Raw genomic sequence first — 22,276 nt, 5'->3', positions numbered from 1 at the left:
CTGCCTGCCGATAGCCTGGGTTATCTCCCACGCTGCGGCATGTGCCCTGCGACGCTCGCGCATCATCGTGCGCCGGCAGCCCGAAACGGGCTTGCGTGAAAGCGCGAACCTCCATCGACACAGCTGCCCGGAACAACGCGCGCAGCGCCACGCGTGCAGCGATGGAAGCACGCAAGCGCTGCAGGGCTGCTATCGCAGGCGCGGATTGATGGTGTCCACCCACAGCGACATCATCGCGGCAAGCAGGCAGCTAAACGCAGTGCAGTTGATCGGCCCGCTGGCTATCGCCACACCACACTGCACGCTCAAACAGCGCGATTGGCCAGTGCTGAGGAGCGCAGCATTTGTCCACCGGGCCACGGTGTCTGATCGTCCAGGAAATTGCCGACCAGGCGCATGCACGCCGCGCGTTCTTCCACGTGCGGCATGTGGCTGGAGTTGGCGAACACGTGCCAGCGCGCATCCGGGATCAACCGCGCATAGGGCTCGACGGTTTCCGGCGTGGCTTCGTCGTACTTGCCAGAGAGCACCAGCGTGGGTGCGGTGATGCGGTGCAGGCGCTCGATGATGCTCCAGTTGCGCAAGCTGCCCACCACGTGGAATTCGGTCGGGCCGTTCATGGCGTGATACACGGTGGGGTCGGCGTCGATGGCGGCAAACGTCCGCGCGACCTCGGCAGGCCACGGCAGCACGCGACATACGTGCTGCGCATAGAACACCTGACTGGCTGCGCGGTAGGCCGGATGGTCCAGCGTACCGGCGGCTTCGTGCTCGTCCAATGCGGCCTGGATATCGTCAGGCAGGCGCGCGCGCAGACGCAGCGCAGCCGCGCGCCACAACCCCATCGAGGCGGGCGAATTGGCGATGACCAGCGCTCGCAGGCTGGCCGGCCGGCGCACGGCGTGCTCGGCGGCGAGCATTCCGCCCCAGGACTGGCCCAGCAATGCGTACTGCGACAGCCCCAGATGCGCGATCAGCGTCTGCAGCTCGTCCAGAAACAGCCCCACTGTCCAGAAGCCTGGCTCGGCATTGCGCAGATGGGTGGAGTTGCCGTTGCCCAGCTGGTCGTAGTGGATCACCGCGCGGCCGTTGGCCGCCAGGTCCTTGAAGCTGTCCACGTAGTCGTGCGTGCATCCGGGGCCGCCGTGCAGCACCAACAGCGGGCAGGCATCTGCGCACAGGTCGCCGGTAATGCGGTACCAGGTACGGTAGCCGCGGAATTCGACGTAACCCTCGGTGCACTGCATGACCTGCGCCTGCCTACGGCAATGATGAGCCCCGAGCCTAGCGAGCACGCCGAGCGGCGTTAACTGGCAAATTTCACAGGTTTGGGCGCGCCCGGATGCGCGGTTGGCGCTGGCCGATAGCCGGTTCGATCGAACGCCTCGCATCGCCGAATGCGCTGGGTATCGCGCGACTCGACATCGCTCCTGGATCGAAATAGTTAGTTCGAATCAGCACATCTATCGCATCTGTCAGCGCCACTGGACTCCATTCGGACCAACAACAGATCAGCGTTCAGAACACAGGTGGGTCGCGCCAAGGAAACGACATGGCATATGCGCTCTGCCGCTCCGAAACCCGCGAAGCCGCGCGTACCGCAGCGCGCAGGCACGCTCGAAAAAAAATTATGGCTCCAGCAACCGATAGTGCATACCACGCACCACCGCTTCCACGCGGTTGCGGGCGCCCAGCTTGCGCGCGGCTGAATTCAGATGCAGGTTCACCGTGGCGGTTGAACGGTTGAGTGCCGCGGCAATCCGTTTGGACGTCAGGCCTTTTGCCGAATACTGCAGGCATTCGCGCTCGCGACGGGTCAGCGCGATGTGGTGGCAGCGGCGTTCCTGCGGTTCCAGCAACTCCTGCGCGCGCGCCTGGAAGGCGTGCGCCAGCAACAGGAACGGCAGCACCTGCGCTTCGGCCAACCGCGGCGCTTGTGCAGCGGCGGCATCGATCGCGCCGCTGAAGGTGGCAAATGCGCCACCAGGCAAATGCAGCGGCACGGTGACACCGGTGCCCATGCCGCTATCGCAGAGATAGCGGGTCACTTGCCGGTGCTGGCCCCCCACATATTCCACGCCCGCGCAGTGGCCGTCGGTGCGGTAAGACCATACGAATGGCGTGGTACGCCGCGTTGCGCGCTGCTGAACAGGGTCATGTTGGTAGTAGCCGTGCTCGCACCACACATGCTGCATATCGCCCGGCGCATTGCGCTGCATGAACACCGTTGGCGTGATCAGCGCTCCCTCCAGACTCAGGGGCACCGGCGCATAGTCGTACACCAGCGACTGGAAACCGAGCGCGCAGACATCGCGAAATACCCGGTCCAGGCAGCTATCGAGCGTCTGCAATGCCTGCAGATCGCAGCCCAGGCTGGCCAGAATGTCGAACATGGTGCTCCTTCGGTACCGGTGGTTGCCAGCAGATGACATCCAGCATGGAAAACCTAGCACTTTTACCAATGGATGGGCTTGTCGGCCACATTATCGTCACAATGCCGGTCACATGGCGGCAGCACGCGACGGGCGTTCAGGTCGTCCGGGCGCTTGCGCTGCGTGCCGGCATTCCTTGCAACGGACACCTGCATGACCGACACGCCCCGCCGCGACGATGCGGCCACGCTGCAACGCTTCGGCTACGCACAGGAGCTCAAGCGGCAGCTCACGCTGAAGGATCTGTTGATCTACGGGCTGGTGTGCATGGTGCCCACGGCGCCGTTCTCGATCTTCGGCGGCGTCTTCGACATCAGTGCCGGGATGGTGCCGCTGACCTACCTGGTCGGCTTCGTGGCAATGCTGTTCACCGCACTGAGCTACCAGCAGATGTCGCAGGCATTTCCGGTGGCCGGTTCGGTGTATGCCTATGTCGGGCGCGGGCTGAGCAGCGGCATGGGATTTCTGGCTGGCTGGGCGATTCTGCTCGACTACCTGCTGGTGCCGACCCTGTTGTACGTGGTCGGCGCCAATGCGATGCAGACCGTATTGCCGGCGATACCGCAGCCGGCGTGGATTGGGTTCTTCGTGGTGCTCAACACGGTGGTGAACCTGCGTGGCATCGAAACCACCGCACGCGCCAACCGCTTTTTCCTGCTTGCGCAGTTGCTGGTCCTGGCGGTGTTCGTGGTGCTGGCGACGCTGGCGATCCAGCGCGGCGTCAATGGGGCGCACTGGAGCTGGCGCCCCCTGTATAACCCGCAGGCGTTTTCTCCGCAGCTGATCTTCAGCGCGTTGTCGGTGGCGGTGGTGTCGTTCCTCGGCTTCGATGCGATCTCCACCATGTCCGAGGAAGCGCGCGGCGGCAACCGCGTGGTGGGGCGCGCAACCTTGCTGGCCTTGCTGATCGTGGCAGGGCTGTTCATCCTGCAAACCTGGCTGGCGGCATTGCTGCAGCCTACCCTGCAGCGCTACCCAAGCGCGCAGGCATCCAACGATGCGTTCTTCGAGATCGGGCGGTTGATCGCCGGGCCATGGCTGCAAATTGTCATTGCGCTCACGGTGGCGATCAGCGCGGCAATCGCCAATTCATTGGTTGCACAGGCGGCCACGTCGCGACTGTTGTTCGCCATGGCGCGCGACCGGCAGTTGCCGGGCTTTCTGCGCTATATCCACCCGCGCACCGGCGTACCGCAGCGTGCGATCCTGCTGGTGGCGGGCCTGAGCCTGGTACTGGGCGAAGTCTTCGTCGGGCAGATCGCGCTGCTGTCGTCGCTGTGCAACGTCGGCGCACTGACCGCCTTCGTGTTGCTGCATATCGCAGTGCTGTGGCACTTCCGCACCCACGGCCGGCGTGTGCTGCATGGCGTGGTGCCCCTGATCGGGATCGTCATCCTGGCCTACGTACTGCTCAATGCCGACCTGCATGCACAACTGGGCGGCGCTGCGTGGATGGCGGTGGGGCTGACGGTCCTGGCGTTTCTGAAACTCAGCGGACGCTCCACCGAATTGCGCGCCAGCGACGCGCTGGAATAGCCTCAACAGCAGCACCGTCTGTTGTGCCGGCGTGCTCCTGGCCCACCCGTGCTGCGGTGTGCGACGGATCAATCTCGTGCTGGGCAACCTCAAACACGTCATCAAGGTGGTGCATCACGCCATCAGCGCAAATACGCAGGGCTTGACTTGCAGAGATGGACGATCGCTCACCGTCGATCCGCTTCATGATGCGCTGCCACGACTGGCCACGGGCATGTTGCAGTCCAAGCAGTGCCTGGAGCCGGTTTGACCTGCAGCGAGCGATCTTCGTGGCCAGGAGTCAGGATCAATCAAAAATTTAGAAACTCTCTCTTGGCCTGGGAAACTCATTCGCAGTTTATTGCCGGCTATCTAATCCGGCCGGCGAGTGGCCGGCGGCTGGCGGTACGGCAGCCACGAGGTGAACAATTGCCTGCGAGAAAGATGCCGGTCTTCGGGTGTTCCCTGCGACACTTCCATGGGAGAAAAGATGCGCTGCAGATCGCCCGGCTCGATCTTGGACAGGAAATAAGAGCGCCACAACGTCAATTCGTGATTGTCCGCCAGGTTGACAGTGCTGGCCGGGCCGTCCGTCACGGTGATGAACTGAGCGAAGCGATCAGCGCTGGTGCTGCCGGCGCGCTCGTCAGCAGCCCCGGGGTGATCCCAGTGCGGGTGATGCATGAAAAAGGGCACCGACTGGATCGGATCCAGGGCGCGCGCAAACTGGCGCAGCGTGAATCGCAGTTCGCTGTCGTTCGATCTTAAGCTTTGCATATAGTGTGTGTCGGCGCCCGCTGGCCCGAGGCGCGGTGGATTGAATGAATAAATGCTGATCTTGCCCGGGGCTCCGGCCGCGCGCAGAAAGTGCGTGATGTCGAAGCCGGCGAGCGTGGCCGCTGCTGCGCCCAGACTGTGTCCCGTCAACGACATCGACAACGCCTTGCCGCTCTCCCGCGCGCGATTCATGTAGCGCTTCAACACGTCCTTCATGACGGTTCCGTCGGCGCGCGGCAACTGAGCTTCGGACTGCCACCATTCCTGCCAGCCTGCGCCAACCTTGCCCAAGGTCGGAAGGCGCTCGTCAAATACGTTGACGTGTACCTGTGCGATCTGGCTTTTCATATCGCATAACAGATCGTCGGTCGCATTCAGGCATGTGCCGGAAAAACCCAGCACCGCCACAATCACATCGTCGGTCTCTCGCTCCCAGAGTTTCAACCGCCGCGTGGACATCGGCACATTCAGATGCAACCCATCGATGTCAGCCACCGTCGCCGGATCGCCCTTGTAGGATTCGCCTGCGCATGCGCGCATGCTTTCGAGCACAGTGCGGCAGCGCATTTCCCATTGCGGATCCTGTCCGTGCGGCTGCGCCGATGCACGATCCACTTGGGCAATCGCGCTGACGAGATCGCATGCCTGGGTATCTACCTGCGGCAGACACATGCCAGATGACCGCCAGGCACCTGCCGTGATTGATCGTGTCGCGTTACGTCCGCGTTTGACCGGCGCAGCACTGAGACCGGGAAACGCACTGGCGCTGTCGCGCGCGTGCCAGGGGAAAGCAGTCGCGGAGGCAGGCATGTCGCTATCGCCGTCGCGCGATTGCGCGTGCGGCAGACTTGGAAAAGAGGTTGAAGTGGGTCGCATGCGACATGCTCCAGGTGAGTGCGCAGAGATTCTGTTTATATCCCCACCTGGCACGCAGCCAGAGATGTCGTCCACCGCCGTGAAAACGAACGAAGGGTTCACTGGCTCCCCCATCGCTGTGCATCCCTCAAGGCCGGGTTGAGGTCGCCCAAGGCCCTAGGAGCGCTGATCGCTACCACGACCATGACGTGGATTGAACACACCAAGCTGCCACTGCGCAGCTGGATGCTGGACTTGCACCTGCTGACTAGAACCAACATGGCAGCCCTGGGAGCCTATGCACCGCCCGGGGCCGACGGCATGACGGCCCAGTGGATGACAGACGCGTGCGGGTACTATATCGATCACGACCTTTCATTCCCGAACGAGATTTTCAGCACATATTCAGCTTTGAAGTTTCGCTAGGCTCGTTCGGCGCCAACGATGGCGCCCGCTTGTTGCAGCCCCCGCTGCAGCCTGACGATCCCTGACGAGAAGGACTACCCATGAATCGCAAGAACGCGATGTATCTGGCGTTGTTTTCCGCTGTTTCCGGCACCGCAGCGGCCGCCCCGCCGACCGAGATGGATGCAGCGCCGGTCACCACCGCGCCGCAGGCGGCCAAGCTTGGTGCGGCCACGTTGCAGTCGGCAAGTTTACGCGGCGGCGTTCTGCCCACGCGCGTGGTGCAGCTCACCGCACCTACTAGCGCCGAAATGGGTCGTGTGCGCGAACGTCGCATTGCGCAGGTCAAGCATGGGCAGCCGTTGCAGATCGGTTTTTCGCGTGCAGTGACACAGCCGACGGTGAACCTGTCCAAGCTGGATTGGCAGATGGCTTCCGATGGTCGCGCGTGGCCAGTCTCAAAGTCAGCTCCGCACAGGCAGCGTCGCTGCGTGCATCGCTGGTACTGCGTGGCGCCGGTGCAACGCCTGGCGACCCATCCAAGGTGACGCTGCGCTTTGCCGGCAACGATGGTCGCGTGTTTGAGCAATCCGGCGCCAGCTTTGCTGCCAGCGGCAACGACATCGGGTGGTCGCCGACGGTGAGTGGCGAGGATCTGCTGGTCGAGCTGTCGCTGCCGGCCGGGTTGTATCCGGAAAACTTCAGCCTCAGCATTCCACAGCTGTCGCATCTGGATATCAGCCCCACTGCAAGCCCGCGCGACATGATGACCATTGCCATCGGCGAAAGCGATTCCTGTCAGAACGATATCGTCTGCCGTGCCAACCCCACGACCGGCTTCACCAGCGCCGCAAAGGCAGTGGCACGCATGGTGTTCACCACCAGCCAGGGCTCGTTCCTGTGCACCGGCACGCTGCTCAACAATACCAATTCGCCCAAGCGCAACCTGTTCTGGACCGCGGCGCATTGCATCAGCACGCAGACGGTGGCCAACACGCTGCAGACCTACTGGTTCTACGATGCGGCCAGCTGCAATGGCAGTACGGTCAGCTCGCAGGCAACCACATTGACGGGCGGCGCGTTCCTGCGGCATGCCAACACCACGCGCGACACCGCATTGCTGGAGCTGAAGACCGCACCGCCAAGCGGCGCGTTCTATGCAGCGTGGAATAGCGCGGCGATCGGTTCCACCGGCACCTCGATTGTCGGCATCCATCACCCATCGGGCGACGTCAAGAAGTATTCGCTGGGCACGGTGAATGCACTGAGCAGCTCCATCGATGGCAAGAGCCCGCTCTATCGCGTGGTGTGGAGCGACGGTGTGACCGAAGGCGGCTCGTCCGGCTCGGGCCTGTTCACCGTTGCCAGCGGTGGCGCCTACCAGCTGCGTGGCGGCCTGTATGGCGGCTATTCGTTCTGTAGCGCGCAGACCGATCCGGATTACTACTCGCGTTTCTCTGACGTGTATTCCACCATTTCCACCTACTTCGGCCAGTAAGCGGTAAGCCGCGTGGCAGGCGACCTTGTGCCTGCCACGCTTGATCGCGCATCGCCGGGCAATCCGTTTGCCGGGCGATGCGTCTTCGACTCAGCGACCGTGCATGCGTTGATCCGTGCACTGAAGTGTCCGCAGGCTGTCCAATGCCACCACCATCTTCTTGCCACGCACTCAAGGCAACGGCGTGACGTGCTAGCGCGAGACATCGCTCCAGGGCTGTTTTTTGCAGCCTCGCTCAACACATTGATCGGTGTGCGGTTGCCGGCGCGATGGGTGTACCAGATCCACTTCGGCCAATCGGGAAATGCCTGATTGACGTCGACTGCACCAACGGCGCACTAGCGGCGGCGAGCGGCGCAATGATGCAGACTGATGAGGCCTGTTCCTTCACAACGGTCGCCCATGGTTCGCGCACGTGCCCCACTGCTGGTCATCATCCTTGTTGCCGTGGCGCTGCAAGCCTCCGCCCTGGCGGCCGGCAAGCGGGCCGATCGCGAGGACATCAAGGCCTATGCGCTGCAGCGGTGCCTGGATAACAACTACACGCGTAGCAGCAAGTACGCACCCGATCAGCTACGCGACCGCTCGTATCTGCTCACCACATATGCGATGGACAACGCCAAGGTCGGCGCGACCGACCGCCTGCATCGCTTTGTCGACGCCAACACGGCGGGGTTTGACAAGCGCGAAGTCCCGATGAAGGACGAAGCGCGCCGCGGCCCGTTCAATCGCATCTTCGCCCAATGCATGGCGTTCTATCGTTCGCCGGCCCTGAATGAATTCATTGCACGCGAATTTTGAGCGTGGCAGCAGGCGCAGCGAAAAAATTGCGCCCCAACCGCTGTTGCGGATCGCTGCCAGCGACGCCTGCCGTATTGTGTGTACAGCACGCAGTCTTGCATCGACACCCAACCCACGCACATCGGCACGAGCCGCAATGACCGCATCCCATCCCTCCCGCTCCCGCCGCACGCTGCTACGCACCGCATTAGCTGCGGGTTCGCTGACTGCGGTGGGGCAGCTCGGTGCTGCTGCGCGTCCGCCGGCACGACGAACATCCGCCAAGCCAGACTCCGCGCCGCCTGCGCCCTTTCCGGCCAAGGGCAGCGTGCTGGTGTTGCTGGGCACCAAGAGTGGCCCGACACCTTCGCCGTTGCGGGCCGCGGCCGCCAATGCCCTGGTCATCGACGGGCAACCGTATCTCATCGATTGCGGCAACGGCGTGGCGCAGCAACTGGCCAAGGCCGGCATGCGACTGCCCATGCTGCGCGATATCTTTCTGACCCACCACCATTCCGACCACAACGCCGATCTGCTCAACGTGGTGTGGCTGGCCTGGGCCAGCGGCCTGCAGACGCCGGTGCATCTGTATGGCCCACCCGGCATCGCCAGGATGGTGGACGCGTTTGTCGCCATGAATGCCATCGACATCCAGGCACGCATCCGTGAGGAAGGCCGCCCGCCGTTCGAAGCACTTATCCATGTGCATGAGTTTGACCAGCCCGGCACCGTTTTGAAGAACGATCAGGTCACCGTCACCGCCACCTTGGTGGACCATTACACGCTCAAGCCGGCCTTCGCCTATCGGTTCGAGGCGCCCGACCGCAGCGTGGTGTTTTCCGGCGATACGCGCTACCTGCCCGCGCTGGCCGAGTTCGCCAAGAACACCGACGTCCTGGTGCACGAGGTGATGTATCTGCCGGCGTTGCAGACGATGCTGAAGGCCAACGACAACGCACCCACATTGCTCGACCATCTGCTCAAGAGCCACTCCACCAGCGAAGAGGTCGGCATGATTGCGGCTGCGGCCAACGCGAAGATGCTCGTGCTCAATCACTTCGTCCCCGGCGGCGATGCGTCCATCACCGATGCGATGTGGAGCGAAGGCGCGCGCAAGCATTACGCCGGGCCGATCGTGGTGGGCAAGGATCTGATGCGGCTGTAGCGCGGCGCGCACTGCGCCCGCCCGCCGCGATCCAATGCCGGCCCCAGAGCGTGTTATGTACGTTGAGGGAGTGCGAGGCGTCGTGTAGCGCGTCGAGTAAGGCGTGCGCCTTGTCCAGGCTGGCCGCCTGGGCAAGGCGTGCAACGCGGTCTCGGTGCGCCACAGGGCGCTTCCCGGAGGATTGGCCGCCAGCAGCACGGAGTGCGCGCCGCGCGGCTTGCCTTGACGCCACAGCCAAGCCGCCAAGCACCGCGACGCCGCACGCCTCCGCTGATGGGCAATGCACCTCATCTCAAGGTGCATGACCCGCTCTAGGCAGGCACCGGGCTACGCATCCCCCACACCTGTTCGCCTGCCTTGCAGTAGCGCTCGATGAAGTCCTGCTGCGAGGGCATCTGCTGCACGGCGTGCTGGATCGGCTGGGCGATACCGTCGAGCAGGCGGCGCAGGTCGTGGTCGGAAAATGCGCGCGTCAACGGGTGATGCTGCTCGGGCGCAATGCCCTGCCCCATCAGCACGTGCGTCCAGGAATCGACACGAAACAGTTCATCGGCACCCTGCCAGGCGTGCGCGCGTTCGCGCCAGGCACGCAGGCGCAGCGCGAGCGACTCGGGCAGTTCCATCTGCCGGCACTGCTGCCATAGCGGTTCGTCGCGCTGGGTGGCGTGGTAGTGCAAGGTGACGAAGTCGCGCACGTGCTCCATTTCAGCGCGGCTGACGTCGTTGAACAGTTGCACCTGCGAGGGCGCAATGCCTTCGGCCGGAAACAGCGCCAGCAGCCGCACCACTGCAGAGATGGTGAGATGGATGCTGGTGGATTCCAGCGGCTCGATAAAGCCGCTGGCCAGACCGAGCGAGACCACATTCTTGTTCCAGGCCTTGAGCCGGCGGCCGGTGCGAAACGGCACCATCCACGGCTCCTTGACGGCAGGCGCAGCCACATCGCGCAGCAGCTTGGCGTGCGCTTCGTCATCGGACAGGTGCTTGCTCGAAAACACCAGGCCGTTGCCGACGCGATGCTGCAACGGAATATGCCAGCGCCAGCCGGCTTCGTGCGCGATGGCGCGGGTGTAGGGCACCGGTGGGCCGAGGGCTTCGGTCTGCACCGCCACCGCACGGTCGCACGGCAACCAATGGCTCCAGTCTTCGTAGCCGGTGTGCAGGGTCTGCTCGATCAGCAGACCGCGGAAGCCACTGCAATCGATGAACAAATCGCCTTCGATCACGTGCCCGTCTTCCAGCACCAGGCTGGCGACATCGCCGCTGTGCGGCTGCACGGTCACCTGCTGAATCCTGCCTTCGACACGCTTGACGCCGCACGCCTCGCTGCGCGCGCGCAGGAACTTGGCATACAGCGCCGCATCCAGGTGATAGGCGTAATTGACCGCCGGCTCGCCATGCAGCGCAAAGCGGTCCACGCGCGAGGCCACCGTTTCCAGGCAGTAATCGCCGAAGCTGCCCGCCATGCCGCGGCGCTGGCTTTCCAGCCACAGGTGATGAAACGCGCACACCAGGGTGCTCTGCCCGGTGATGCCGAATGGATGGATGTAGCGCTCGCCCTGGCGGCGCCAATGCTCGAACGAGATCGACAGCTTGAAGGTACCTGCCACCGCACGCAGGAATTCCTGCTCGTCGATCTGCAGGAACCGGTGGAAGGTGCGGATGGGCGGCACCGTGGATTCGCCCACACCGACGGTGCCGATCTGCTCGGACTCGACCAGGGTGATGTCAAGCAAATTGCGGAATTGATGCGAAAGCGCACAGGCAGCGATCCAGCCGGCCGTTCCACCACCGGCGATCACCACCTTGCGAATCTGAGCCTGAGTCACTGCGCACTCCTGTGGCATGGGTTGAGGGCGGTGCTGCACATCAGCGGTTCAACTTGCCGATCAGCATGGCGCGCAGCTGCCGCGACAGCATGGGATCGATGGGGCCGAGCGCATGGCGCGCCGGTTCGGGCAGATGCTCGCCGGCCTGCTCGGCAGGGCCGAACACGTAGTGATCGAACAACGCGCGCCATGCCTGTTTTTCGGCTGCCGGACGGTCGCGAATTGCCCACAGCGCGTGATACAGCGCCGGCATCGCGGCGGGCAAGTGCGCTGGCGCACTGCTCCACCAGTAATTGATCAGCACGTTGAACGGCTGCAGCGATTGGACGTGGTGCCACCACATGCTGGGAATGAACAACGCATCGCCCGGCTCCAGCACCACGCTGCGCGCATGCGGCAAGGCATCGGCAAAACGCGGAAAGCGTTGCAGGTCCGGATCGGCGAAATCGACCATGCTCACCACCTGCCCGCCCGGCGTAGGATCGAGCGGACCCGGATACAGATTGGCGACCTGCTCCGGCGGAAACAGCGTAAAGCGCCGTTGCCCGACCGCGCAGCACGCCAGGTTGTCCAGCGCATCGTAGTGGCACGAAGCGATCACCCGGTTACCGATCCAGATGCTGGGCTGCACGGGGCTGCCGTTGGCAGCCACATCCAGATCGTTGTGGGCGCGCAACCCTGGCAGATTGGCGTCCACCGGCAACGAGGCCAGGTAATAGGTGGGCGGCTGCGGGTCGTCACGATGTGCCGCAATGGCATCCAGCAAGGTACTCACGCTGCCGCGCTGCACCTGGAAGTTGAGCGCGCTGCAATCGTCGCGATAAAACGGGCGGCTGCCGATCTCCGGGCCGCCATAGGAATACTGCAGGGGGCGGCCGGTATCGTGCGCGCGCAACAGCGCCATGGCCTCATCGGCGCCGCGCAGCCCGGCCTGCACCAGCGACCAGTGCCGCGCAACGCCACGCAGCACCACCGGCTCGGCGGCCTGGCAAAGTGCGGGCAGCGACAACGCATCCGGGCCACAGTCTCCGCGCTCGGCAATGGCGATGGCGGCGCCTGCAGCGACGGACAGATCGGTAGCACGTGCGGCCATACGCTCAGGCGTACGCGGCAACGGGGGCGCTGTGCGACTGCTGCAGGCGGCGCTGCTTTTCGGCCATCAGCCGGCGCACGTTGTGCAGCGATGCCAGCATCAGGAAGGCACCTTCCAGATAGCCGGCCTGATGCAACTGCTGCAGCGCTTGCGCATCCAGGGCGGCCAGCCGCTCGCGGTCGATCGCGAACAAGCCCTGCAACTGCGTGGCATGGCTGGCATCCAGCGCAACGTCCAGCCGCACCGGCTGGATCAGGCCGAGCGCGTCGAAGGCGGCCGCCATCGCCTGTCCCGCGTCCACGCCATCGCGGATGCCGCGCAACACGCCGATGATGTGTTCCAGATACGGGCTGTGGCCGCCTTGCGGCAGGAACACCGCCTCGCCCTCGCTGCGGCTGATACGCGGATGTTCCAGGTCGACATGGATCACCGGCTCCTGCACCAGGGCCCCATCGACGTGTTGCTCCTGGAAGCCGATCAGGAACGGCCCCTTGGCAACGATGCCCGGCAGATAGCTGGCATTCCAGCGCCCGTCCTGCAGGAACAGGTTTTCATCCTGTGCGAAGCCCAGCAGCGCCACCGGCTGGTAACCACTCCCGGCCGGATCCTTGCGGAAGAACAGCGGGTACTCGCGCTGCAGCTCGGCATATTCGGTGACGAAGGCCGGCACCACGCCGACCGCGTCGCCGAATTGCGCACCAAAGCGCAGGATCACGCGCAGGTCGTGATGCGCCACGTTGTTGAGCACTGCGTATCGCGTCATCTGAAACTCCAGCAGCCGTCCATCGCGGAGCGCTGCAGTCATGAGGGAATTCGGGCGCACGCATTCCCCGCGTGCTTATCGATGCTGAGCATTGCCAAAAATGCGTGCGCCGGCAAGCCGCAGGGCAGCAACGCGCTGCATGGCGCCGAAGGCCGGCGCGTGGCGCATGCGTGCGCATGGCAAGGCCGTTCGCCCACACACCGACGGCGCGGGCACTGCGGCAATACGCGGCTGCAGACCGCACGCGCGCAACGGCGCAATAACCGGTTGCGGCCGCCATCACACGATGGCGGCCGCAGGATTGACGGCTAACAACGCGTGATGGATCAGAACGCGTACCGCACGCCCAGCGTGTAACGCGGTTGCTGGTCGATCAGGCGGATGATCTGCTTCTCCGAGCGGCCGTGCCAACGTACGTCTTCACCGGTCAGGTTGATCGCCTCGAAGCCCACCGACAGCTGCTTGTTGAAGGCGTAGCTGACGCTGAGGTCGAACTGCTGATACGGCTCGACGTAGTACGGGTTGCGGTTGGCATTGTCCTGGTTGGCAGCGATCAGGTATTCGTCACGCCAGTTCCAGGCCAGGCGTGCGCTCCAGCCATACTTTTCGTACATCAGCATGACGTTGGCGGTATCGCTCAGACCGAGCAAGGCAAACTGATCGCGATCGATCACGGTGTTATCGAACGCCACATCCCCTTCCACGATGGTGTAGTTGGCGTAGATGCCGAAGCCGGTGCTGCCGAAGAAGTACTGGCCGCCGAGTTCCCAGCCGTGGATGTTGGCCTTGTTCTGGTTGATCGGCCGCGACACATCGAACTGATACAGCGGGTCGGAGGCATTGCCGGCGATATCGTAGGCATTCTCCAACGCAAGGCTTTGCGCCGAACTGCCGTTGTAGGCGCTCAGCCCGCCGGTGGCAGCAGCATTGCGCAGCAGTGCCATGGCCGCAAACAGCGAGGTGTCGTTGGCCGAACACGCGCCCGCGACATCGTTGCCGGCCGCGCCCACCTGTGCGGCGCAGGCACCGCTTTGCAGGAACGCCAGCGCGGCCTGGGCATCCGGCCCCGAAGTGGGGTCGGTCAGTCCGTACAGCGATTCACGCGTGACGGTATTACCGATGAAATTGCTCACGCGCTTGTTCCAGAACGTCGCCGACACATAGCTGGCGTCGGCGAAATACCACTCCAATGCCAGATCGAGGTTGTCCGATTCCAACGGATCGAGCGTGGGCGTCTGCGAGTCGCCGCCGGCGCGGTTGGACGGGTTGATCAGGATCGAGCCGTTGGGCGTGTTGGGCGTGGGTCCGGCGATGAGATTGTTGTACGGTGCGCGCGCGATGGTCTGGCCGAACGAGGCACGGCCTTTCAGCGAATCGGTGAAATCGATGCTGAAGTCCATGTTGGGGAGGACGTAGTTGTAGCTGGTCTTCTCGCTGAAAGGCTGCTGGTCGGTAGACCGGATCAACTGGAAGTCGTTGTTGGACAGCCACAGCAGCGCGGTGGGCGTGGCCACCTGCGAGGTGGACTCCACGTCGGTGCGCTCGTAGCGCAGACCCAGCCGCGTATTGGTGGTCATCCCGGCGATGGCACCGGCAATTTCCAACTGCACGTAGGCCGCACGGGTCTTTTCTTCCACCCGGTTGTCTGCGGTGTATTGCGGGTTGTAGCGCGTGGTTGCGCCGTACTGGCTTCCGCCCCACAGCGCCAGCTGGTCGGCATCGCCACGCCACGCACTGGACGCCGCGCCGCTGGGATTGAAGTCCTTGAACATGCCGGTGATGCTCACCGGTTGCAGCAATGCGACCATGCCCGGCTCGTTGCCTGCATTGGCCACGCCCCAATCGCCCAGCGGCGAGTTGGTCTCGCTGACCCGGCGTTGCATGGTGGTGTTGGTCGAACTCACGCCAAACTGGAAGCGCCCGTCGTCGAAGTCGAACTTGCCGTCCAGGCGTCCTTCCTTGGTTTCGGTCACCTGCTTCTGATAGAAAATGCGCAGCACCTGCGAGCCGAGCTCGGCGGGCGTGAATGCGGGATTGACCACGCCATTGGTGTTTGCCAGCGAATCGGCCGCAGTGGGATACCAGGTGCGTGCGCCGATCGGCAAGGAATTGTTGAACCACAATTCCTGCCCCCATTGGCCGCCGCAGTACGGCCCATTGGTGCAGTTGTTGGTGCCGGCGAAACTGAAGTAGGTCGCGCTGCCGCCCGTGGTCGGGTCGTTGGGCAAGCTTTGCGTCTTGGAGTTATGCGCATCGAAGCTCAACTGGAAGCGGTCGCTCACTTGCCAGTCGGCATTGAAGCCCAGCGAGCCGAGCGTGTACTTCTGCTCGTTGCGCTGTTGTTCCATGCCGAAGTCCTTCGCGCCATTAGGCACATCGCGCAGATAGACCGGCGTGGCCACGGCCTGGCCGGTATCGAAGGTCAGATCGGTAAAGCTGTTGGCGCGCTGCAGCCAGATGCCCTGCTCGCCGCGCTCTTCGCGAATTTCGTTGGCCGAGTAGGTGTAATCCAGGGTCAGGGTCAGGCTGTCGGTCGGTGCGAACTGCATCACCGCCTGGCCGTTCATGCGTTCGCGCTGGAAATCGGCGAATGCGTAGCGCAGATCGTTGGGCATGCCATACAACTGGCCGATCGCCGGGGCATTGGTCACCACCGCGTCCGGGCGCAGTGCCGGGTCGGTACCGGTCCAACGCTGGATGTTCCAGGTGTTTTCGGTGGCTTGGACCGAACCGCCATGGCGCTTCTGGTAGCTGGCGCTCAGGCCGATACCGAAGGTCTTGTCCGGGTTGGTATAGCTGAAGATGCCCGACACTTCCGGGGTGAGCGAATCGCCGAAGGGCTCGGAGCGGTCGGACACCATCTTGGCACCGGCGTTGGCCACCACGCCATCGTGATTGAACGGCTTGTCGGTCTGGATATTGATCGTCGCACCGATACCGCCGCTGGGCGCCGTTGCGCGGCTGGTCTTGAACACCTCGATGCCGGTAATGGCTTCGGAGGCGAGCTGGGCGAAGTTGAACGCGCGCGTGCCGACATCCACGCCGCCGATCGGCGTCTGGCCGGGCGCACCGAACGCATCGGCACCGGGGATCAGGCGGCCGTTGAGGGTGACGGTGTTGAACTGCGGGCCGAAGCCGCGTGCGGTGACCTGCGCGCCCTCGCCATCACGGCGCTCGATGGAAATGCCAGTGATGCGCTGGAGCGATTCGGCCAGGTTGGTGTCCGGAAACTTGCCGATGTCTTCGGCGCTGATCGCATCCACCACGCCGGCGGCATCGCGCTTGATGCCCATCGATTGGTTGAGACTGTTGCGGATACCGGTCACGTTGACGGCATCCAGGGTGGTGGCGGAATCACTGCTGGATTGCGGCGCCGGTGCAGGCGGCGGAGCGACATCCTGCGCAAAAGCGGGATTGATGACCAACAGGCCACCAACGAAGGTGAACATGGCCTTCGACTTGAAGCTGTTCAACGTACGACGCATCGATGTGTCCTCGGGAGTGGAGTCCAACCGCCAACGGCCGGTATCGCGGCATGCGATACGGCGGAATCGCGGCCACTGCCCGACAGGCCGTGGCCAACGCTGCTGCAACTGCTGGAGCCACCAATCCAACGCCATGCATTTGTCGTGTGGGCGCAGCCGGCGCCTGGATCGGACATGTCCTGATGGCATCTCCCTCCTTGCACCGCGCCACACGCACCACGCAACCACCTCTTGACGTTGTTTCAGTTGCCCTCGATCTGTCCCCTAGCACGCAGGCTGCCGATCGCCCCTTCGACCGTCGACCTGCGATGTGCATGTACGTCTACCCGCCGCAGCAACGGCGTTGCCACGCCATTGTTGCGTTTGTTGCAGGTTCTTTGCACGACGTGTCAGCCAGTGATAGCGCTAACATGCCGCGCAGCCTAGTCAGCGCATAAAGGGCTTGTCACCGTGCGTTGCAGCATAGTGATGGCTGTGCACTGTTACAGCCGATACCGCAGTCGCTTGAGTCCGCATGCGGTTTTCAATACTGGCGGGGCTGTAAGCGTTATCACGGCATTACGCAAAAACCGTCGGGTCGAACGGTGAAATTTGCATAATGAACGTGTCGCAATGGAGTCGAATACGGCGATTGCGCAAACCTGGGTTCACGACCAGTGCCGCGCGTCTGGATTGCGCATGTAAAAGTCGGCGCTGCACAGGACGCGGCAACGCACTGCATGCGCCTGCCGATTGCACGTCGCCTGTGTGTCAGTGCAGCGACACGCATTGCGCGCGAAGGAGACGGTGCACGCTTCGCAATCGATTGCGCCGCGTCCGGGCAGACAACGAACGCACTAATTTGTCGTCGGGCGAACCCATCCTCATCGCACAGGAGCCACGGCCTCTGCTGCCGATCGATGCCGGGCAACTGCTGCGCTCGCCCGGTGATCAACGCAGGCGCTTGTTTCCGTTTTCGTCGGCGGTTGCCGCACGCAGCCACCGACGCGACCGCGCTGCGGCCACGTCGGCACCCCGCTCGCGCAATGCTCAGCCGGTGATGTCCACACGCGCGTCGCTGCGGTCGGCATCTGGCAGCACATGGTCCGGGTCCAAGGTGACGTGCAGCACCCTCTGGGTGGTCGGCACGGTGACTGTGGGGGTAGTGGTCTGCAGCCATGTTTCCACCGGAATGCGTCGGTCCAGGTGGCTGCCATCGGCCAGGTCCGCACGCAGGGTCGCCGGCATCACCAACTTCTGCCGGCTGCGCAATGTGACTTGCACTCCCTTGGCCGGGTCGTGGTCGACGTAATGCGCGTCGGCGATGCCCATGTCCAGCTGCCAATTGTTGAGATACCAGCCGCGCCACCACCAGGACAGGTCCTCACCGCTTTCGCTTTCCATCAGCCGGAAGAAGTCCGAGGGCGTGGGATGCTTGTAAGCCCAGGTGGCGATGTATTTGCGAAATGCAGGATCGAAACGCGCCGGTCCCAGGATCTGCTCGCGCAACAGCACCAGGCCGAGAGCACCCTTGAAGTAGGTCAGCGGATGGCGATAGGTCTCGCTGTTGGAATCTGCGTTGTCCATCAACGTCGGCGCGTGGGTGTCGGCCAGTAACGGCAGGATTTCGTCGACCGGGTTGCCACCTTTGGGCGCATATTCCGAATCGCGCTTGGGCGCGTATTCACCCTTGTTGAACGCATCCGATGCATACACGTCGATGAAGGTATTGAAACCTTCATCCATGAACGCATGCCGGCGCTCGTTGGAGCCGACGATCATCGGGAACCAGGTGTGGCCGATTTCGTGTGCGGTGATCCAGAACAGGTCCTTGCCGCCGTCTTCGAAACCATCGAAGACGATGCCCGGATATTCCATGCCGGCCCCATAGCCGCCCAGGTTGATCGCTGCCGGCCACGGATACGGATACCACTGCGAAAAATGCTCGATGGCGCCTTTGACGTATTCGGTAGAGCGGTTCCACTTGTCTGCGCCCACGCCTTCCAGCGGGTACACCGACATCGCAAGCGCGTGCTTGCCGCCCGGCAAATTGATGCGCGCCGCATCCCAGACGAACGCCGGCGATGCGGCAAATGCGACGTCGCGGGTGTGATCCATGTGGAAGCGCCAGGTTTGCGTGCCCTTGCCCGCCGGCTTGGCCGTACCTGCGATTACCTCGGCAGGCGTGCGGATCAACACGGTGCGGTCGCTGCTGCGGGCGTGTTCCAGGCGTTGCTGTTCGGTGCGGCTGAGTACGTCCTGCGGATTGGTCAGCGCACCGGAGCCGGCGACCAGAAAGCCCTCCGGCACGGTCACGGCATAGTCGAAATTGCCGTACTCCAGGTAGAACTCCGATCCCAGATACGGTTGCGTGTCCCAGCCACGCAGATCGTCGTACACCGCCATGCGCGGATACCACTGCGCAATCTCGTAGATCTCGCCTTGCTTGCTGGCACTGACCGCCGTGCGCCCGCCCCAGGTGCCGGGAATCGTGTAGCGGTAACGGATGTGCACGGTGAGCGCCTTGCCCTGCCCGGCCAGCGGTTGCGGCAGATCCACCCGCATGCGGGTGTCGTCGACGATGAAGCGCGCCGGCTGGCGGCGCCCGCCTTGATCGATCTCGACGCTGGCGATCTGCATGCCATCGGTGAACTGCTTGCGCTTGAGCGGCCGGCTGGCGGCAGCGCGCGCGTCGGCGCGGTAGATGTTCTGGTCCAGTTGCAGCCACAGCACGTCCAGCGTGTCGGGGCTGTGGTTGGTGTAGGTGATGGCGGCCTCGCCGCTGAGGGAATGCGTTGCCGGGTCGATGCTTGCGTTGAGATCGTAATCGGCGCGGTTCTGCCAGAACGCCGGGCCAGGTACGCCGCTGCCGTTGCGGTAGCTATTCGGAGCGTCGGGCAATTGCAGGGGCGCGAACAGGGCCAGCGGATCGAACTCGCTTGCCGGCGCAGGCGTGGCAGCGGGAGCGGCGTTGGCTGGCGCGGCAGCCGCAAGCGCCGGCGCAGCGACGCAGGCCAGCGACAATGCAACGGTGAGTGATCGGCGCACGGTGGGGGACATGCGAAATCCTGCGGCGGAGGGAATTCCCATCCTACGGCGCAGTTTGCCGCGCGCGGGAATGCCATTGGTCCCGGTTGCGGCTGCCTGAGGTTTGGGAGGTGGCCGCCGATGGCTGCTCTGGCGGAGGCCCAGTCACGCACCTCACGCGCAGAGCGCCCGCGCGACGCCGGCCCTCCCCGCTCGGCCCGGTGCGACGGGCCGGCTGGCCAGGCCGACTTACTCCGCCATCAGGCCACCCAATCGCAACGCCCCCTCACCACTGTGGCCCATGGCATCGTCCGGATTGCTCAGGCGGCAGCGGCGCAGCAACAGGCAGCCGCAGCCGATGCAGTCGGTGAGCTGGTCGCGCAAGGCCTGCAGTTCATTGATGCGCGCGTCCAGCTGGCTCCGCCAACGCGCCGACATGCGCGCCCACTCCGCACGCGTCGGTGTGCGTTGGTCCGGCAGTACCGAGAAGGCATCGTGCACCTGCTGCAACGGCACACCGAGCCGCTGGGCCACGCGGATCACCGCGATACGCCGCAGCACATCGCGCGCATAACGACGCTGGTTGCCGGCGGTGCGCAGGCTGCTGATCAAGCCTTTGCGCTCGTAGAAGTGCAGCGCCGACACCGCAACACCACTGCGCTTGGCGACCTCGCCCACGGACAACTCACGTTGCATTGCCTTGACCTCAACTTAGGTTGAGGCAGGATGCTGCGCGGCCTTCACCGGTGCAAGTAGCGTTGAAGGCTCGATACACGTTTCCTTCCTGGATCTTCGATGCCTACCGAAAGACCGATCACTGCCGCAGTGCTGTCCATCCAAACGCAGCCCACCTCCATCCTGGCCGCGCCTTACCGCGCGGCGACGCTGGGCATGGTGGCACTGGTGTCGCTCAACGCGTTCGAGTCGCTGGCGGTTGCCGCCGCCATGCCGACGGTGGCGCGCGAGTTGAACGGGCTGCCGCTGTATGCATTGGCGTTCGGCGGCGCGCTGGCCACCAGCGTGATCGGGATGACGGCGGCCGGACGCTGGAGCGACCGGGCCGGTCCTGGCGGTGCATTGGCTGCCGGCCTGTTGTGCTTTGTGGTCGGCCTGCTGGTCGCCGGCCTGGCACCGAGCATGCCGATATTGATCGCCGGGCGCTTGCTGCAGGGGCTGGGGGCCGGCGCCTATTCGGTGGCCCTATACGTCATCGTGGGGCGGCTGTACCCGGAGGTCTTGCGCCCACGCGTGTTTGCCGCGTTTTCGGCCGGGTGGGTGGTGCCCTCGTTGATCGGGCCGGGCATCAGCGGATTGATCGTGCAGCACCTGGGCTGGCGCTGGGTATTTTTGTCGGTGCCGCTGTTGGCGATTCCGGCTGGATTACTGCTGTGGCCGGCGCTGCGCGGACAGGCCTGGACACGCGACCGGTCCGACGCGCCAACCGCCTCGATGGGGTGGGCTATCGGAGCGGCGATGGGCGTGCTTGGCGTGTATCTGGGCGGGCAACTGCACGGCATGCTGGCGCCGGGCGCAATGCTGCCGGCCGTGTTGCTCACCGCGTATTGCGCCTGGCGCCTGCTGCCGGCTGGTACGTTGCGGCTTGCGCGCGGCTTGCCGAGCGTGATCGCGCTGCGTGGCATTGCGGCGGCCGCCTTCTTCGGCTTTGAAGCCTTTTTGCCGCTGCTGCTGTCGCGCGAACGCGGACTTTCGCCGCTGCTGGCCGGCGTGGCACTGAGCGTGGGTGCGTTGGGCTGGTTTGGCGGTTCGTGGTACCAGGGCCACAGCCGCGCCGGTTGGTCGCGCCCTCGCCTGCTCAAGAGCGGCGCGCTGTTGATGACGCTGGGCATTGCGATCAGCGCGGGTGCGGTGTGGCCGCCGATTCCTGTGCCGTTGGCAATTGCCGGCTGGGCGCTGACCGGCCTGGGCATGGGCCTGCTGTATCCCAGCCTGTCGGCGGTGATGCTATCGCTGTCGCCACCGGCCCAGCAAGGCGCCAACAGCTCTGCCTTGCAACTGAGCGAAGCCATCGCGGTGGCGGCCATGCTGGCGCTGGCGGGCGCAGTGTTCGCCGCGCTGCTGACGTCGGCCACGCGCGCCGCCTACCTGAGCGTGTTCGCGTTGGCGTGGTTGCTGGCGGTGGCGAGTTTTCTTGTGGCGCGGCGGGTGTGATGGCGTCCGCGGCGACTACGCGGCATCGACGTGACGCCATACCACATTGCCGAGGCAACGTGGCCGGTCGATGGCAGCACGCGAATGAGCCCCAAGGCTTGGCGGGTCGCAAAGACCGACGTGATCTCCAGGTTCACCACATCGAGAGGGTCGCTCGATGCCGGCCCGAGACCACAGCGTTACCAGCGCCGACCACTTTGCCGATCCTGCCGGGATCGCATGGACCCACACACGAAAAAAGTCCCCCTCGAACCGCTGGTCATTTTTTCGCCACCCATCTTGACAGCGTTGCAGGCCGGGGCCTGCGCGCACTTGTCCACAGCCTTGTGCAACTTCCATCCACAGGGGATGTGGAAAAGATGCGTCGCCTTGCATGCGCCTGAGGCCTTGCGCGGCGCTGGCGCATCTGTCATGCGCGACCGGCGGAGCCGGCGCGGTGGCGTTGTCGCCGCCGCCCCCCTGGGCATGGCTCCCCACACCCGTCTGCAGGTGTGCCGCAAAGGA

14 protein-coding genes and 1 pseudogene are annotated in these 22,276 nt (G+C 64.2%); 6 read left to right on the top strand and 9 right to left on the bottom strand.

Annotated features, from left to right (window positions below; all coding sequences use genetic code 11):
• Positions 1-305: 305 nt before the first annotated feature.
• A complete protein-coding gene (locus LN450_RS20440) occupies positions 306-1,247 on the bottom strand; it encodes a proline iminopeptidase-family hydrolase (RefSeq protein ID WP_039417387.1) in 942 nt (313 codons plus the stop codon).
• A 381-nt stretch (positions 1,248-1,628) separates the two neighbouring features.
• Positions 1,629-2,393, bottom strand: coding sequence for a LuxR family transcriptional regulator (locus tag LN450_RS20435; protein WP_008573033.1), 765 nt, complete (start codon positions 2,391-2,393; stop codon positions 1,629-1,631).
• Between the two features lie 192 nt (positions 2,394-2,585).
• Here LN450_RS20435 and LN450_RS20430 point away from each other — a divergent pair, with 192 nt between their 5' ends.
• The gene (locus LN450_RS20430) at positions 2,586-3,968 is read left to right on the top strand and encodes an APC family permease (RefSeq protein WP_011348162.1); all 1,383 of its coding nucleotides are present in this window, start codon (positions 2,586-2,588) and stop codon (positions 3,966-3,968) included.
• 76 nt (positions 3,969-4,044) lie between these two features.
• The gene (locus LN450_RS20425; protein WP_223866282.1) at positions 4,045-4,218 is read left to right on the top strand and encodes a hypothetical protein; all 174 of its coding nucleotides are present in this window, start codon (positions 4,045-4,047) and stop codon (positions 4,216-4,218) included.
• 101 nt (positions 4,219-4,319) lie between these two features.
• Here the strand turns inward: LN450_RS20425 and xopAP are convergent, their stop codons facing one another.
• Positions 4,320-5,600 (bottom strand): XopAP family type III secretion system effector, encoded by a 1,281-nt coding sequence (xopAP, locus tag LN450_RS20420; RefSeq protein ID WP_372499211.1) that lies wholly within the window; start codon positions 5,598-5,600, stop codon positions 4,320-4,322.
• Between the two features lie 485 nt (positions 5,601-6,085).
• Between xopAP and LN450_RS20415 the strand changes: the two are divergent.
• The 3 genes and pseudogenes from LN450_RS20415 (at position 6,086) to LN450_RS20405 (ending at position 9,427) form a co-directional block, all read left to right on the top strand.
• A pseudogene (locus tag LN450_RS20415) lies at positions 6,086-7,482 on the top strand (trypsin-like serine peptidase).
• A gap of 402 nt (positions 7,483-7,884) precedes the next feature.
• Positions 7,885-8,283 (top strand): hypothetical protein, encoded by a 399-nt coding sequence (locus tag LN450_RS20410; RefSeq protein WP_039417384.1) that lies wholly within the window; start codon positions 7,885-7,887, stop codon positions 8,281-8,283.
• Positions 8,284-8,419: 136 nt separating this feature from the next.
• On the top strand, positions 8,420-9,427 hold the full coding sequence (locus tag LN450_RS20405) for an MBL fold metallo-hydrolase (RefSeq protein ID WP_011348169.1): 1,008 nt from the start codon (positions 8,420-8,422) through the stop codon (positions 9,425-9,427).
• A gap of 311 nt (positions 9,428-9,738) precedes the next feature.
• Here LN450_RS20405 and LN450_RS20400 read toward each other — a convergent pair whose 3' ends face one another.
• The 6 genes from LN450_RS20400 to soxR form a co-directional block, all read right to left on the bottom strand.
• A complete protein-coding gene (locus LN450_RS20400) occupies positions 9,739-11,256 on the bottom strand; it encodes a tryptophan halogenase family protein (RefSeq protein ID WP_039417383.1) in 1,518 nt (505 codons plus the stop codon).
• Positions 11,257-11,296: 40 nt separating this feature from the next.
• A complete protein-coding gene (locus LN450_RS20395) occupies positions 11,297-12,349 on the bottom strand; it encodes a cupin-like domain-containing protein (protein ID WP_011348171.1) in 1,053 nt (350 codons plus the stop codon).
• A gap of 4 nt (positions 12,350-12,353) precedes the next feature.
• Positions 12,354-13,112, bottom strand: a complete 759-nt coding sequence (locus LN450_RS20390) for a SapC family protein (protein ID WP_011348172.1) — start codon at positions 13,110-13,112, stop codon at positions 12,354-12,356.
• Between the two features lie 326 nt (positions 13,113-13,438).
• The gene (locus LN450_RS20385) at positions 13,439-16,597 is read right to left on the bottom strand and encodes a TonB-dependent receptor (protein WP_039417391.1); all 3,159 of its coding nucleotides are present in this window, start codon (positions 16,595-16,597) and stop codon (positions 13,439-13,441) included.
• A gap of 1,029 nt (positions 16,598-17,626) precedes the next feature.
• Positions 17,627-19,636, bottom strand: coding sequence for a M1 family metallopeptidase (locus tag LN450_RS20380; protein WP_011348174.1), 2,010 nt, complete (start codon positions 19,634-19,636; stop codon positions 17,627-17,629).
• A 216-nt stretch (positions 19,637-19,852) separates the two neighbouring features.
• Positions 19,853-20,299: a redox-sensitive transcriptional activator SoxR gene (gene soxR / locus LN450_RS20375; RefSeq protein WP_011348175.1), complete on the bottom strand. Its 447-nt coding sequence runs from the start codon at positions 20,297-20,299 to the stop codon at positions 19,853-19,855.
• A gap of 99 nt (positions 20,300-20,398) precedes the next feature.
• Between soxR and LN450_RS20370 the strand changes: the two genes are divergently transcribed.
• The gene (locus LN450_RS20370) at positions 20,399-21,772 is read left to right on the top strand and encodes an MFS transporter (RefSeq protein WP_011348176.1); all 1,374 of its coding nucleotides are present in this window, start codon (positions 20,399-20,401) and stop codon (positions 21,770-21,772) included.
• Positions 21,773-22,276: the final 504 nt, after the last annotated feature.

Origin of the sequence: Xanthomonas euvesicatoria pv. euvesicatoria, from assembly GCF_020880415.1 — a bacterium.
In the GTDB taxonomy this organism is placed as follows: Bacteria; Pseudomonadota; Gammaproteobacteria; order Xanthomonadales; family Xanthomonadaceae; genus Xanthomonas; species Xanthomonas euvesicatoria.
Note: the sequence above shows the minus strand (reverse complement) of the source record. Positions and strands in the feature narration are given on the sequence as shown.

Excerpts from the sequence above, each read along its gene's own strand:
- LN450_RS20395 (WP_011348171.1), bottom strand. The coding sequence starts at position 12,349 with ATGGCCGCACGTGCTACCGATCTGTCCGTCGCTGCAGGCGCCGCCATC.
- LN450_RS20380 (WP_011348174.1), bottom strand. The coding sequence starts at position 19,636 with ATGTCCCCCACCGTGCGCCGATCACTCACCGTTGCATTGTCGCTGGCC.
- xopAP (WP_372499211.1), bottom strand. The coding sequence starts at position 5,600 with ATGCGACCCACTTCAACCTCTTTTCCAAGTCTGCCGCACGCGCAATCG.
- LN450_RS20410 (WP_039417384.1), top strand. The coding sequence starts at position 7,885 with ATGGTTCGCGCACGTGCCCCACTGCTGGTCATCATCCTTGTTGCCGTG.
- LN450_RS20435 (WP_008573033.1), bottom strand. The coding sequence starts at position 2,393 with ATGTTCGACATTCTGGCCAGCCTGGGCTGCGATCTGCAGGCATTGCAG.
- LN450_RS20385 (WP_039417391.1), bottom strand. The coding sequence starts at position 16,597 with ATGCGTCGTACGTTGAACAGCTTCAAGTCGAAGGCCATGTTCACCTTC.
- soxR (WP_011348175.1), bottom strand. The coding sequence starts at position 20,299 with ATGCAACGTGAGTTGTCCGTGGGCGAGGTCGCCAAGCGCAGTGGTGTT.
- LN450_RS20405 (WP_011348169.1), top strand. The coding sequence starts at position 8,420 with ATGACCGCATCCCATCCCTCCCGCTCCCGCCGCACGCTGCTACGCACC.
- LN450_RS20440 (WP_039417387.1), bottom strand. The coding sequence starts at position 1,247 with ATGCAGTGCACCGAGGGTTACGTCGAATTCCGCGGCTACCGTACCTGG.
- LN450_RS20430 (WP_011348162.1), top strand. The coding sequence starts at position 2,586 with ATGACCGACACGCCCCGCCGCGACGATGCGGCCACGCTGCAACGCTTC.
- LN450_RS20390 (WP_011348172.1), bottom strand. The coding sequence starts at position 13,112 with ATGACGCGATACGCAGTGCTCAACAACGTGGCGCATCACGACCTGCGC.
- LN450_RS20370 (WP_011348176.1), top strand. The coding sequence starts at position 20,399 with ATGCCTACCGAAAGACCGATCACTGCCGCAGTGCTGTCCATCCAAACG.